This window comes from Cellulophaga algicola DSM 14237, from assembly GCF_000186265.1.
In the GTDB taxonomy this organism is placed as follows: domain Bacteria; phylum Bacteroidota; class Bacteroidia; order Flavobacteriales; family Flavobacteriaceae; genus Cellulophaga; species Cellulophaga algicola.
Window position 1 is genome coordinate 4,178,781 of the sequence record NC_014934.1, and the last position, 13,116, is coordinate 4,191,896.

General features: G+C 33.1%; 12 protein-coding genes. 10 read left to right on the forward strand and 2 right to left on the reverse strand.

Annotation, left to right across the window (positions count from 1 at the left end; translation table 11 throughout):
• The first annotated feature begins 128 nt into the window (after window positions 1–128).
• A complete protein-coding gene (locus tag CELAL_RS18180) occupies window positions 129–851 on the forward strand; it encodes a DUF6503 family protein (RefSeq protein WP_013552356.1) in 723 nt (240 codons plus the stop codon).
• Between the two features lie 386 nt (window positions 852–1,237).
• A complete protein-coding gene (locus CELAL_RS21655) occupies window positions 1,238–1,813 on the forward strand; it encodes a hypothetical protein (RefSeq protein ID WP_013552357.1) in 576 nt (191 codons plus the stop codon).
• A gap of 218 nt (window positions 1,814–2,031) precedes the next feature.
• Here the strand turns inward: CELAL_RS21655 and CELAL_RS18195 are convergent, their stop codons facing one another.
• On the reverse strand, window positions 2,032–2,475 hold the full coding sequence (locus CELAL_RS18195) for a hypothetical protein (protein ID WP_013552359.1): 444 nt from the start codon (window positions 2,473–2,475) through the stop codon (window positions 2,032–2,034).
• Window positions 2,476–2,696: 221 nt separating this feature from the next.
• Here CELAL_RS18195 and CELAL_RS18200 point away from each other — a divergent pair, with 221 nt between their 5' ends.
• From CELAL_RS18200 to CELAL_RS18220, 5 genes are read left to right on the forward strand one after another with little or no spacing between them, the layout of a single operon-like run.
• On the forward strand, window positions 2,697–3,797 hold the full coding sequence (locus CELAL_RS18200) for a DUF2891 domain-containing protein (protein WP_013552360.1): 1,101 nt from the start codon (window positions 2,697–2,699) through the stop codon (window positions 3,795–3,797).
• A 2-nt stretch (window positions 3,798–3,799) separates the two neighbouring features.
• On the forward strand, window positions 3,800–4,990 hold the full coding sequence (locus CELAL_RS18205) for an Nramp family divalent metal transporter (protein WP_013552361.1): 1,191 nt from the start codon (window positions 3,800–3,802) through the stop codon (window positions 4,988–4,990).
• A 12-nt stretch (window positions 4,991–5,002) separates the two neighbouring features.
• Window positions 5,003–5,737, forward strand: coding sequence for a 5-oxoprolinase subunit PxpA (gene pxpA, locus CELAL_RS18210; RefSeq protein ID WP_013552362.1), 735 nt, complete (start codon window positions 5,003–5,005; stop codon window positions 5,735–5,737).
• Complete coding sequence (gene pxpB, locus CELAL_RS18215) at window positions 5,734–6,471, forward strand: 5-oxoprolinase subunit PxpB (RefSeq protein WP_013552363.1); 738 nt, start codon at window positions 5,734–5,736, stop codon at window positions 6,469–6,471. The genes pxpA and pxpB overlap by 4 nt, the downstream gene beginning before the upstream one ends.
• Complete coding sequence (locus CELAL_RS18220) at window positions 6,464–7,303, forward strand: 5-oxoprolinase subunit C family protein (protein ID WP_013552364.1); 840 nt, start codon at window positions 6,464–6,466, stop codon at window positions 7,301–7,303. Before pxpB ends, CELAL_RS18220 begins: the two co-directional genes overlap by 8 nt.
• Here CELAL_RS18220 and CELAL_RS18225 read toward each other — a convergent pair whose 3' ends face one another.
• The gene (locus CELAL_RS18225) at window positions 7,304–8,671 is read right to left on the reverse strand and encodes an aldehyde dehydrogenase (RefSeq protein ID WP_013552365.1); all 1,368 of its coding nucleotides are present in this window, start codon (window positions 8,669–8,671) and stop codon (window positions 7,304–7,306) included.
• Between the two features lie 394 nt (window positions 8,672–9,065).
• Between CELAL_RS18225 and ilvD the strand changes: the two genes are divergently transcribed.
• Genes ilvD through CELAL_RS18240 form a run of 3 tightly spaced genes read left to right on the forward strand, consistent with a single transcriptional unit; the run spans window position 9,066 to window position 13,114 of the window.
• Window positions 9,066–10,742, forward strand: a complete 1,677-nt coding sequence (gene ilvD / locus CELAL_RS18230) for a dihydroxy-acid dehydratase (protein ID WP_013552366.1) — start codon at window positions 9,066–9,068, stop codon at window positions 10,740–10,742.
• 49 nt (window positions 10,743–10,791) lie between these two features.
• Window positions 10,792–12,531: a biosynthetic-type acetolactate synthase large subunit gene (ilvB, locus tag CELAL_RS18235; protein WP_013552367.1), complete on the forward strand. Its 1,740-nt coding sequence runs from the start codon at window positions 10,792–10,794 to the stop codon at window positions 12,529–12,531.
• A 1-nt stretch (window position 12,532) separates the two neighbouring features.
• The gene (locus tag CELAL_RS18240) at window positions 12,533–13,114 is read left to right on the forward strand and encodes an O-methyltransferase (RefSeq protein ID WP_013552368.1); all 582 of its coding nucleotides are present in this window, start codon (window positions 12,533–12,535) and stop codon (window positions 13,112–13,114) included.
• Window positions 13,115–13,116: the final 2 nt, after the last annotated feature.

A 13,116-nucleotide genomic window follows, 5' to 3' on the forward strand; every position in this document is an offset into this window, starting at 1 on the left:
TAGGAATAGAGAATCTTAAGTTAAGAGCTTAAGGATGAGTATGTTTTGGAACCTCACTCTTGCTATAACTACAGATAATCAATCCCATACCAATTTTTTAATTTATCTTTTACCTATAAAAATAAGAAATGTACAACTATTTTATAATTCTCGTATGCTTAATAGGAATACAAACTTCAAAAGCACAAAGCCTTACAGCTTCTGAATTGTTGGAGAAATCAATAGGGTATCACGACCCAGGCAACCTTTGGAATGTTTTTCAAGGAAAATTATTTATCACCATGAACTATCCAGATGGCAAAGAAAGACATAGCGAAGTAGAAATTGATTTACCAAAACAACACTTTGAGATAACGTCAACTACAGCAGATAATACCATTAAACAGACCATAGACAAAGAAGATTATACTTTAAAGTTAAACGGAAGTACTACACTATCAGAAGAGAATATTAAAAAGCATCAGTTGAGCTGCGATCGCACAAAAATGATGAAGAATTATTACACTTATTTATATGGCTTGCCTATGAAATTAAAAGATAAAGGAACAAATCTAGATCCTAAAGTACATACAAAAACATTTAAAGGTAAAGAATACTTGGTACTTAAAGTTACGTATGATGAAAGTGTAGGTAAAGATGTTTGGTATTTCTATTTTGATCCTATTAATTATGCCATGGAGATGTATCAATTTTTTCATGATGAGTCTAAAAATGATGGGGAATACATCCTTTTAAGCGGATTAGAAAATGTTGGGACTATCAAGATGCCAAAAGTCCGAGCGTGGTATTACAATAAAGATGATAAACATTTAGGTACAGACACGCTTACTGAAACCTTGGTACTATATTAATTATATATAGAAGTAAATAATAAGATTTACTTGAATTTTGTTTATCAATTTTTAAGAATTGAAAGTCTATATTTTTTTATTTAATGTAGTAAACAGTATTTCAAGTGAATTTTTTATATTAGTTATTTTGAATAAATGAAAAAGAGATATTATTTCTACTAATTATTACGATAGTAATTCTAGAATTCCAATTATTAATAATATTTTTATAGAAACAAAATATTTTGATAATAAAAATCTTGATACTAAATACCTTCTAGATAAAAATAATATACAAGCAATCGTAGAACTTTTTAAGGAATTCAATAAGTTTGATTTAATTTCGAATGAAACAAAAATTGATTATTTAGAAAATCAATAACAATTTTAAATTTTATTAATTTTAGATGAAAGCATATATATCAGACATTATTCCTAAAATACAGACTTACAGTAAGAAACTTGATGATCTTTCTTTTTTATTAAACCAGAATTGGATTTCATTAAACGAGCTAGAATCAAAAAAGATTGTTTATATATTTAGGGAGAATAGTGAGCTATTAATAATCGAAAATGGAGTAGTGAATAATGGTTCATGGGATTATATTAATAGTCAGAGTATTATTATAAATTTTAAAAATCAACCTCTACTATTTAAACATGGTTTTCTTGATGAGAATATTATGGCACTTAAAATTGATGGTACAGACGGATTTGTTTTTTTTATTAACGAATCTAAATCAAATTATGATTTAAATAATATAAATAGTGTTAATCAATTTCTGTATGATAAATATATAGCAATTAAGAAGTCCGAAGAAAAATATTATTGCGTTAATCCTGAAAATTGGAAGGAATATGGACCTTATACAATAAAGGAAATAAGATGGGGGAAATTATCAAAAAAATTTTATATTAGAAATGAAGATTCACCAAATTATATGGATCTAGTTAGAGTTTACGAAATACTTGAAGTTAAATAATACTGTTTTAAAATGCTTACAAGTGAAATCTCTATACATAGTGTAAAAGAAAAATATATGAAGTTATATAGGGTGAACTATGAATTTAAGCTATTTTCTATTAAGGTAATTCTAAAAAAAAATCAATTAAGTTGTAATACCCAATTGATTTTTTTTCAATATAATTTATTTAAAAGAGATATTATAATTGACCTTACTGCATACCTTTAAGCTACTAACTAAAGTGTTTTAATATTTACTTTAAGGCCTTCAACAATTCCTTCTATATTTTTTACCGTTTCTTTAAGGTAATATTTTATGACGACATCGGGTATTCTAATCGTTGTGAATCCGTTTTTAAAAGAATGCATCGCTTCTTCTAAATCCATTATCGCTTGTTCATGGGTAATGGTATTGTATTCTGTATCAATCTCGATGTTTAATTTTACACGCGAAATAGCTAAATCCACAGATTTTTTTCCATCCCACCATTCAAGCATAGAGGAGATTCCAATTTCTTTTAAGCCGTAGTATAGTTTAATAGCTTCTGCTGGAGTTTTGTTGGAATTTACCAATTTATCCATACGTCCTTTATGTTGCTTACAAAGTTCTACTCCGTAAATATCAAAAGAATTTTTATGATCTATATAACTAAGTTCTTTATTACATTCTAAACAGTTCATTTAATTAAGTAGGTTAAGTAGGTATTCGGGACTATTATAACAGTAACTTTTTTTAAATAGTATAAAGTCTTTTTATCTTTTAGACGAACGACACTTTTTTAGACGAACTACACAAACTAAGAACCATTCAACGATTTATTTAATGCAGCAATAGCCTAAATTTTGACTTTAAGTCTTTATATTTACTTTCAATCCACACCCTAATTGATAAAAAATTTTAAATGACCTCAAAATTTCAATTACTTGCAATCGCTATTTTAGTAGTGGTCTCGTGTAAACAAGAACCAAAAGAAAAAATAGAAGAAGTAAAATCTGCAACATTACCAGAATTATCATTTAAACAAGCCAATAGATTAGCGAATTTACCTTTAGCGTGTGTGCAGGTAGAATATCCTAATAAACTCAATCAATCGCTTTCAGACGCTCTACAGCTTCAAGGACCCAAAGTATTACACCCTGCATTTTATGGTTGTTATGACTGGCATTCTGCTGTTCATGGTCACTGGTCATTAGTTTCTTTGATAAAGCAATTCCCGACCTTACATCAGGCTGCGACTATTAGAGAAAAACTAATCGCTAATATCTCCAAGGAACATATAGAAGCAGAAATTGCATATTTTAAAATGGAAGGTAATAGCACGTATGAGCGCACCTATGGTTGGGCTTGGATTTTAAAATTAGCAGAAGAAATACATACCTGGAACGATCCTTTAGCGCGTGATTTAGAAAAGAATTTGCAACCTTTAACAAATTTAATTATTGATTCTTATTCAGAATTTCTTCCTAAACTTAATTACCCTATTCGAGTAGGGGAACATAACAATACTGCTTTTGGTCTTTCATTAGCTTATGATTATGCCAATACGGTAGAGAATGAAGTTTTTATGGATGCGATTAAAGAGGCTGCTATTCGTTTTTATGAAGATGATAGTGATTGTCCTTTAAGCTGGGAGCCTAGTGGTTTCGATTTTTTATCTCCTTGTTTAGAAGAAGCCAATCTAATGCGTAAAATTTATGCCGCAGACGAATTTAAAATATGGTTTGATACCTTTTTGCCAGAACTTACTGATCCAGATTTTGAATTAGAACCAGGCCTAGTGTCAGATAGAACAGATGGGAAATTGGTACATTTAGACGGACTCAATTTTAGCAGGGCTTGGTGCTTGTATGGTATTTCTGAAAGCTTACCAGAATATACACATTTAAAAAATATCGCAACAAAACATATAGAACATTCCTTGCCTGCTATCGTAGATGATAATTATAGTGGAACACATTGGTTAGGTAGTTTTGCCTTATATGCATTAAACCACGCAAAATAATCATGTTTAAAAAAATAGGCCCAGGAGTTTTAGTAGCTGCGGCTTTTATTGGACCTGGAACGGTAACCGCATGTACCCTTGCTGGAGCAAGCTTTGGGTATGCATTACTTTGGGCCATGTTACTCTCAGTAATTGCAACTATCGTGTTACAAGAAATGGCCGCAAGGTTAGGGGTCATCACACAACGAGGATTGGCAGATGTAATAAAATCAGAACTTCAAATAACTTGGGTTAAGTATTTGGTTTTAGGAGTTATACTATCTGCAATTGTTATTGGAAACGCAGCTTATGAAGGAGGTAATATTGGAGGAGCAACCTTAGGCTTAGAAGCCATTTTTGGGGGAGAAAACACCAAATTATATGCTTTAATTATTGGGACTATAGCCTTTGCATTACTTTATTTTGGTAATTATAAAACCTTAGAAAAAGCATTTGTCTCCTTGGTCATCATAATGAGTTTATCATTCCTACTCACAGCAATAATTACAAAACCAGATATCGTTGCTATTGCAAAAGGTTTATTTGTTCCTAGCATTCCTGAAAACAGTATTTTGAGTATTATCGCTCTAGTGGGTACCACAGTTGTTCCTTATAATTTATTTTTACATGCTTCTTTGGTCAGTGAGAAATGGAAATCTAAAAGTGATTTAAAATCCGCAAGACGCGACACAATTATAGCAATTGCTTTAGGAGGTATCGTTTCTATGGCAATCATGATTGCGGCCACCAGTATTTCTAATAACACTATTTCTAGTGTAATGGATTTAGCTAAAGGACTAGAGCCTTTATTTGGCGCTACCGCTAAATATTTTATGGGAGTGGGCCTCTTTGCTGCCGGAATAACCTCTGCAATCACTGCACCTTTAGCTGCTGCTTATGTGGTTAATAGTATTTTTGGTTGGAAGGCTGGTTTAGATGATAAACGATTTAAGGCTGTTTGGATGTCTATTATTGTAATCGGTTTATCTTTTCTAATTTTTGGGTTAAAACCAATCGAAATTATAAAATTTGCACAAATCGCTAATGGAATTCTTTTACCTGTTATTGCTATTTTTTTATTGTGGGTTGTGAATAGAAAACAGGTTTTAGGGACCTATAGAAATACCCTATTTCAGAATATACTTGGTGTGCTAATTGTAGTATTGACGATTATACTTGGCATTAAAAGTATTTTAAAAGTTTTTGGTTATTAAGTGAAGGCTAGCATGAAGATAGATATTAATAGTGATGTTGGAGAAGGAGTAGGGAATGAAAAAGAGCTCTTGCCGTTAATTTCATCTTGCAATATAGCTTGTGGTGGTCATGCAGGAGATGAAAATAGCATTCGTGAAGTAATAAAAATTGCCAAGAAGAATAAAGTACTCATTGGCGCACATCCTTCCTATCCTGATAAAGTAAATTTTGGGAGAAAAACTATAGTTTTATCTAAAGAAATTTTAATACAGAGCCTTCAAAAACAATTACAATTATTTTTTTCTGTTGCAAACCAAGAAAATGTAACTGTTCATCATATAAAAGCACACGGAGCCTTATATAATGATTGTGCGGTAAATATAGATGTAGCCCATGCTTTTCTGGAAGCCATTATTCCGTTTTCGAACACCTTGAAGTTGTATGTCCCTTATAATTCTATTCTTGCGCAAGAAGCAGTAAAAAAAGGTATTTCTGTAGCTTATGAGGCTTTTCTAGATCGCAATTATAATGATGATGGGAGTTTAGTCTCTAGAACGCAAGAAAATGCACTGATTGAAAACCCTCAAGAAGTATTGCGCCATCTTCTTTGTATGTTAGAAGAAGGTAAAATTAAAACAGTCCATAATAAACTAATTAATTGTTCTTCAGATACGTTCTGTATTCATGGAGATACTGTTTCAGCATTAAAAATTTTAATGTATCTTCATAATGAATTACCAAATTATAACATTCAAATAAACCCGTGAAAAATTTCCCTATTTCAATCCGACCTTTCGGTATTCATGCCGTTTTAATAGAGTGGCCTCAAGAAGTTAATGATAAAATATTGAATGATATTTTATTTTTTAGTGCTCATTTAAAAAAAGAATGTCTCCATGAGGGTCTTTGGGAGCTTGTTCCTGCTTATAATTCTCTCACGCTAATCTTACGTAACGATGCCATAGAATTTGATGCTTTTAAACTACAGTTAGCGCAATGGTATGGTGAAAAGCAGGAAATTATGCTGGAGCAAAAATACCTTTGGCGATTGCCTGTTTGTTATGAAAATGAATTTGCTTTGGATTTAAATGAAATTGGAGAAAAATTAAATAAAACACCTCAAGAGATTATAGCGCTACATACTGCAAATCCTTATACCGTTTATGGTATCGGTTTTCTACCCGGTTTTATGTACTTGGGAGGTTTGCCAACCGAACTAGAGATACCAAGAAGAAGCACGCCTAGACCAAAAGTAAATAAAGGTGCCGTAGGTTTAGCAGGTAAACAAACGGGTGTTTATCCGCAAGAATCTCCAGGTGGCTGGAATATAATTGGTAATTGCTCTGTACCCATTTTTAATCCTAAAAATGAAAATCCTTGTTTGGTTAAAGTAGGAGATAAAGTTCAGTTTTATGCTATTTCTAAAGCAGAATATGATTTACACAAAATTGAAGCTGAAGTAGGTATTTATCAATTTGAAAAAATAAAAATCGATGCTTAAAGTATTAAAATCTGGGTTTTTTACAACGATTCAAGATATAGGTCGTTTTGGTTTTAGAGATAAAGGCGTTCCCGTTTCTGGAGTTATGGATACCGTAACAGTCTATAAATTAAACATGCTTTTAGAAAATGAAAGTGATGCTGCTGTTTTAGAAATTACGATGACTGGACCTACTTTAGAATTTGAAGAAGATTCCTATATTAGTTTGGGAGGAGCAGAATTTTCTGTAACCTTAAATAATGAACCTATAAATAATTACAAAGTTTTAAAAATAAATGCAGGAGATATCTTGTCTTATGGACGATTAAAAACAGGTTTTAGAGCCTATTTGGCTATAAAAAAAGGGTTTCAATCGCCTAAAATTTTAGGAAGTAGATCTTATTACGGGATCATTACTCCTAAAGCATTATTAAAAGATAAGTCAGAAGTACCGTATGTAAAAACGGAAGATTTTAAACCTAAAATAACGGGCTTGAAAGTAGACTCTATTTTAGAAGAAGATACCTTGCACGTTGCTAAAGGGCCCGAGTTTGAGTTGTTAGATGATAAACAATTAGAACATCTTTTTTCACAGCAATTTACGGTAGCTAATGAAAATAATAGAATGGCTTATCAACTTAATGAAACCATATCAGGACATGCTATTTCTATGCTTACCTCTGCAACGCTCCCAGGAACTATACAGTTTACGCCAGCAGGAAAACTTATTATTCTGATGAAAGATGGTCAGACCACAGGAGGTTATCCGCGAATCCTGCAACTTACAGATAAAGGGATCTCTATATTAGCACAAAAAAAAGCAGGTGATACTTTCTCGTTTAAATTAATGTAATTAAAACATTTTTTTAAGCTTTTTAGCAAAATCTAAAGACAACTTATAAGGAGGGTAACGTAATGGAATATCTAACCAAGTCCCTTTTTTGAGGATAGCTTTTGAGTGTGAAAATGTATCAAAGGATATTTTACCATGATAGGCTCCAATGCCACTTGCGCCAACACCCCCAAAAGGAAGGTTTTTATTTGCAATATGGATTACAGTATCATTGATAGCGCCACCACCAAAACTATACTTGCTTAAAATTGTATCCTGAAATTTTTTATCGGCACTAAATACATAGGTCGCTAAAGGTTTCTCATAATTTGACATATAAGTATCAATATCTGCTAGGGTTTCATAGGATATTATAGGTAGTATAGGGCCAAATATTTCTCCTTCCATCACCTTACTCTCCATTTTTGATTCGTCTAAAAGAGTAGGTGCTAGGTAGTTATCTACTGGATTATTTTCTCCTCCAAAAATAATTTTCTCGCCTTCTAACATGGCTAATAATCCTTCAAAATGCTTAGCACTAACGGTCCGCGCAAAATCTGGAGAAGATGCAATTTCTGAACTATAGAAGCTTTTTATCGTTTCAATCAATTCGTGGATAAGTTTTTCTTTTACTGTCTTATGTACCAAAATATAATCAGTGGCAATACATGTTTGTCCTGCGTTTAAAAATTTACCCCATGCAATTCTTCGTGCTGCTACCGCAATGTTAGCTGTTGCATCTACTATAGTGGGGTTTTTTCCTCCTAATTCTAAAGTTACTGGAGTCAAGTATTTTGCTGCGCTTTTATAGACAATCTGCCCTACCTTAGAACTTCCTGTAAAGAAAATATAATCCCATTTTTGTGCGAGTAAATTTTGAGAAGCTTCAACGCCACCTTCTACGACTGTAACATAATTTTCAGGAAACACTTCGGTAATAATTTTAACTATAATTTCTGAAGTATTAGGAGTAATTTCTGAGGGTTTAATAACCGCAGTATTTCCTGCAGCTAGTGCACCAATTAATGGGGCAATAGCTAATTGAAAAGGATAATTCCACGGTGCAATTATCAATACCGTACCATAGGGTTCTTTATAAATATAATCTGAAGAAGGCCAATTGGCCCATGAAGTACTTTTACGGGCAGGTTTGGCCCATGAATTCAATTTTTTTATAGCTGTATTTAATTCTGCTAAAACAAATTGAGTTTCCGTAAGTATGGTTTCAAACTTTGGTTTTTTAAAATCTAAAAAGATTGCATCACAAATTTCATCCTCATATTTTTCAATAGCACTCATCAACTTCTTTAAATACTCTTTTCTAAAAGAAATGGACTTGGTGTGTTGCGTATGGAAAAATTCTCGTTGATTTTCTACTATTTGTTGCATTTATCAAAATTACGGATTTCTAAGGCTGTTTATCTCTAATTTTATTTACATTTACTTTATGTTAGAAATAAAAAACAATATTTACGTCATTATTATTCTCCTAAAAGAATGATATAGACTTTTGTTGTTTAAAAAAGCCTGTATCTATACGTAAAGATACAGGTTTTTTTTATGGAAAATACCGAAAAAATTAGCCTTTAAAAATAACTTTATTGTATTGAATATGGGAGAAATTACCGTTATAATAGATTGATTTTCAGTATCTTAAATATATAATGTTAAAATTGACTTTGAACCAATAAGATTTGTTAAAAAACTAAGGAATTATAAACATTTATCTTTGATTTAATAGCGCATACACACAAGGAATAAAAACAGACAAGCCTATCGTTGAATGGAATTAAATAAATATAGTAAAAACGTAACTCAAGATCCTACACAACCAGCAGCACAAGCAATGTTGTATGGTATAGGTTTTAAAGATGAAGATTTTGAAAAGCCAATTATTGGTGTCGCAAGTACAGGTTACGAGGGAAATCCTTGTAATATGCATTTGAATGATTTGGCCAAATTGGTAAAAGAAGGTGTAAATTCAAAAGCATCTGTTGGTTTAATTTTTAATACCATTGGTGTTAGTGATGGCATTTCCATGGGAACTCCTGGAATGCGTTTTTCATTACCCTCTAGAGATATTATTGCCGATTCTATGGAAACGGTAGTGCAAGGAATGTCATATGATGGTTTGGTCACTGTAGTAGGCTGTGATAAAAACATGCCTGGTGCATTAATGGCTATGATTCGTCTTAATCGTCCCTCTATTTTAGTGTATGGAGGTACCATTGCTTCCGGTTGCTATCAAGAGAAAAAATTAGATATCGTTTCTGCTTTTGAAGCCTGGGGAGAAAAAGTAGCAGGTACCATGAAAGAAGAAGATTTTCAGTGTATCATAAAAAAAGCAATTCCTGGTGCAGGTGCTTGTGGGGGAATGTATACAGCAAACACTATGGCTTCTGCAATTGAAGCTTTAGGAATGTCTTTACCTTATAACTCATCAAACCCAGCAGTGGGTAATGATAAAAAAGCGGAATGTATTGAAGCAGGTAAAAAGATGTTTTACCTTTTAGAGCATGATATTAAACCGCTAGATATTGTTACTAGAAAATCTATAGAAAATGCTATTCGTCTTGTAATTATTATGGGTGGTTCTACAAATGCAGTACTTCACTTTTTAGCGATTGCAAGGGCTGCGGATATCGATTTTACCTTACAAGATTTTCAACATATTAGTGATACTACGCCATTTATTGCAGATTTAAAACCTAGTGGAAAATATTTAATGGAAGATGTACACCGCATTGGTGGTATTCCTGCAGTATTAAAATATTTATTAAAGAACGGATTACTACATGGAGATTGTTTGACTGTGACAGGAAAAACATTAGCAGAGAATTTAGAGCATGTTCCTGATTTACAAGAAGGTCAAGATGTTATTCGCTCTTTAGATAATCCTATTAAAGCAACAGGGCATTTACGTATGCTTTATGGAAACCTTGCTGAAAATGGTTCTGTAGCAAAAATCACAGGAAAAGAAGGCTTACTATTCAAAGGAACAGCTAAAGTTTTTGATAGTGAATATGCGGCAAATGATGGGATCAGTGCTGGTCAAGTTAAAAAAGGTGATGTTGTGGTCATTCGTTATGAAGGTCCTAAAGGTGGTCCTGGAATGCCAGAAATGTTAAAACCTACAGCCGCAATTATGGGTGCTGGTTTAGGAAAAGAGGTTGCCTTGATTACCGATGGTCGTTTTTCAGGGGGTACACATGGTTTTGTGGTAGGTCATATTTCGCCAGAAGCACAAGAAGGTGGTACTATTGCCTTAGTAAAAGATGGTGATATTATTACCATTGATGCAGAAACAAATGCTATAAATGTAGAAGTTTCTGATGAAGAACTAGCAAAGCGTAAGGAATCGTGGGTTGCTCCAGCCTTGAAGTTCAAAAAAGGAGTTTTATACAAATATGCACGTTCCGTATCCTCTGCAGCACAAGGGTGTGTTACGGATGAATTTTAAAAAGCTATTTATTATTTCCTGTGAAAAGGAGATCTAGAAAGTAAAGCGTATGAATACAGAGACAATAAGAGAAAAATCAAAATCGACGAATATGAAGACTGCTATAAAAATTAGTGGTGCCGAAGCAATAATACAATGTTTATTGGCTGAGGGAGTCGATTTAATTTATGGCTACCCTGGTGGTGCCATAATGCCTGTTTATGATGAATTATATAAATTTCAGGATAAACTAACACATATATTAACACGTCACGAGCAAGGTGCTACGCATGCTGCTCAAGGCTATGCAAGAGTTTCTGGCAAAGTAGGTGTTGCTTTGGCTACCTCTGGTCCTGGAGCAACTAATCTAGTGACTGGGTTAGCAGATGCGCAAATAGATTCTACACCATTGGTCTGTATAACAGGCCAAGTAATTAGTCAATTATTGGGTTCAGATGCTTTTCAAGAAACTGATATTGTAGGAATATCTACACCCGTTACAAAATGGAATTATCAAATAACAAAAGCTTCTGAAATTCCAGAAATATTGGCAAAGGCATTTTACATAGCAAAATCTGGTCGTCCAGGTCCTGTCTTAATTGACATTACTAAAGATGCTCAATTTGAAATGTTTGATTTTTTATATGAAAAATGTACAGGTGTCCGCAGTTATAATCCTGTACCTAAGCCAAATATAAATGCAATCACACAAGCAGCCAAATTAATTAACGAAGCTAAAAAACCTATGATCGTTTTTGGTCAGGGTGTTATTTTAGGTCAGGCAGAAGGCGAATTAAAGCAATTGGTAGAAAAAGCAGGTATTCCTGCCGCTTGGACCATTTTAGGGCTTTCTGCGATGGATACAGATCATCCTTTAAACGTAGGAATGGTAGGTATGCATGGGAACTATGCGCCTAATGTTTTGACCAATGAATGCGATTTATTAATTGCTATTGGAATGCGTTTTGATGATCGTGTTACGGGTAATTTACAAACCTATGCGAAACAAGCAAAAGTTATTCATTTTGAAATTGACCCAGCAGAGATTAATAAAAATGTGATATCAGAAGTTGCCGTTTTAGGGAACTCTAAAGAAACACTACAATTATTACTTCCAATGATTGCTAAAAACAGTCATGAAGCTTGGCATAATGAATTTAAGAAAAGATACGAAATTGAATACAACGAAGTAATCAAACATGATATTAAACCTACGAAAGATGGTTTAACCATGGGTGAAGTTATTGAAGAGATTAATATCGCTTCAAATAATAGTGCTATTATCGTTACAGACGTTGGGCAACATCAAATGATTGCCTGTAGGTATGCAAAGTTTAACCAATCTAAAAGTAATGTTACTTCGGGTGGTTTAGGAACCATGGGCTTCGCTTTACCAGCGGCTATTGGTGCTAAGCAAGGTGCTATGGATCGTGAGGTTGTGGCAATTATTGGTGATGGTGGCTTTCAAATGACCATACAAGAACTAGGCGTTATTTTTCAACACAAAATTCCGGTTAAGATTGTGGTCTTAAATAATGATCATCTAGGAATGGTACGCCAATGGCAAGAATTGTTCTTTGAAAGAAGATATGCTTCTACAGTTATGGTTAATCCTGATTTTGTAAAAATAGCTGAAGGGTATAGTATTGCATCAAAACGTGTGAGTGAAAGAAAAGATTTAAAAGCAACTATTCATGAAATGATTGCTTCTAAAGAACCTTATTTCTTAGAAGTAAAAGTTGAAAAAGAAGGTAATGTATTTCCAATGATTCCTACAGGAGCATCAGTTTCAGATATCAGATTAAAATAAAATGGTAGATATAATATCCAAGAACAAGCCTAAAATTCATTCTAAAATAGAAGCCAAATCTAAGGCTATCGGGTTTACGATGCCTTCTGATTTATATATAGGGAGTTTACTAAAGACCTTAATTGCTTCTAAACCTAACGCTCATATTTTAGAATTGGGTACAGGAATAGGATTATCACTTTCATGGATGATTGATGGAATGGATGCTGATTCACGTTTAATATCGGTTGACAATGACCCTGAATTAATTAAAATTTCTACGGAGTTTTTTGGTACGGATAAAAGAGTGCAACTCATCTGTGAAGACGGATCGGTATGGCTTAAGAACTATAAGGGAGAAAAATTCGATGTAATTTTTGCAGATGCCTGGCCAGGAAAATACAGTGAAATAGAAGAAGTTTTAAATCTTGTGAAAGTTGGCGGGTTTTATATTATTGACGACATGGCAAAACAAGAAAATTGGCCAGAAGGGCATGAAAAGCATGTTACTGATTTAGTGTGTTACTTAGATGCTAGAGAAGACTTTAAATTAACAAAATTAAATTGGTCTACCGGATTAATAATCGCCGTTAGAAGTAACTAATA

Bases quoted from the DNA above. Each gene is read 5' to 3' on its own strand.
- pxpA (WP_013552362.1), top strand. From the start codon at position 5,003: ATGAAGATAGATATTAATAGTGATGTTGGAGAAGGAGTAGGGAATGAA.
- CELAL_RS18225 (WP_013552365.1), bottom strand. From the start codon at position 8,671: ATGCAACAAATAGTAGAAAATCAACGAGAATTTTTCCATACGCAACAC.
- CELAL_RS18180 (WP_013552356.1), top strand. From the start codon at position 129: ATGTACAACTATTTTATAATTCTCGTATGCTTAATAGGAATACAAACT.
- ilvD (WP_013552366.1), top strand. From the start codon at position 9,066: ATGGAATTAAATAAATATAGTAAAAACGTAACTCAAGATCCTACACAA.
- CELAL_RS18200 (WP_013552360.1), top strand. From the start codon at position 2,697: ATGACCTCAAAATTTCAATTACTTGCAATCGCTATTTTAGTAGTGGTC.
- CELAL_RS21655 (WP_013552357.1), top strand. From the start codon at position 1,238: ATGAAAGCATATATATCAGACATTATTCCTAAAATACAGACTTACAGT.
- CELAL_RS18240 (WP_013552368.1), top strand. From the start codon at position 12,533: ATGGTAGATATAATATCCAAGAACAAGCCTAAAATTCATTCTAAAATA.
- CELAL_RS18195 (WP_013552359.1), bottom strand. From the start codon at position 2,475: ATGAACTGTTTAGAATGTAATAAAGAACTTAGTTATATAGATCATAAA.
- ilvB (WP_013552367.1), top strand. From the start codon at position 10,792: ATGAATACAGAGACAATAAGAGAAAAATCAAAATCGACGAATATGAAG.
- CELAL_RS18220 (WP_013552364.1), top strand. From the start codon at position 6,464: ATGCTTAAAGTATTAAAATCTGGGTTTTTTACAACGATTCAAGATATA.
- CELAL_RS18205 (WP_013552361.1), top strand. From the start codon at position 3,800: ATGTTTAAAAAAATAGGCCCAGGAGTTTTAGTAGCTGCGGCTTTTATT.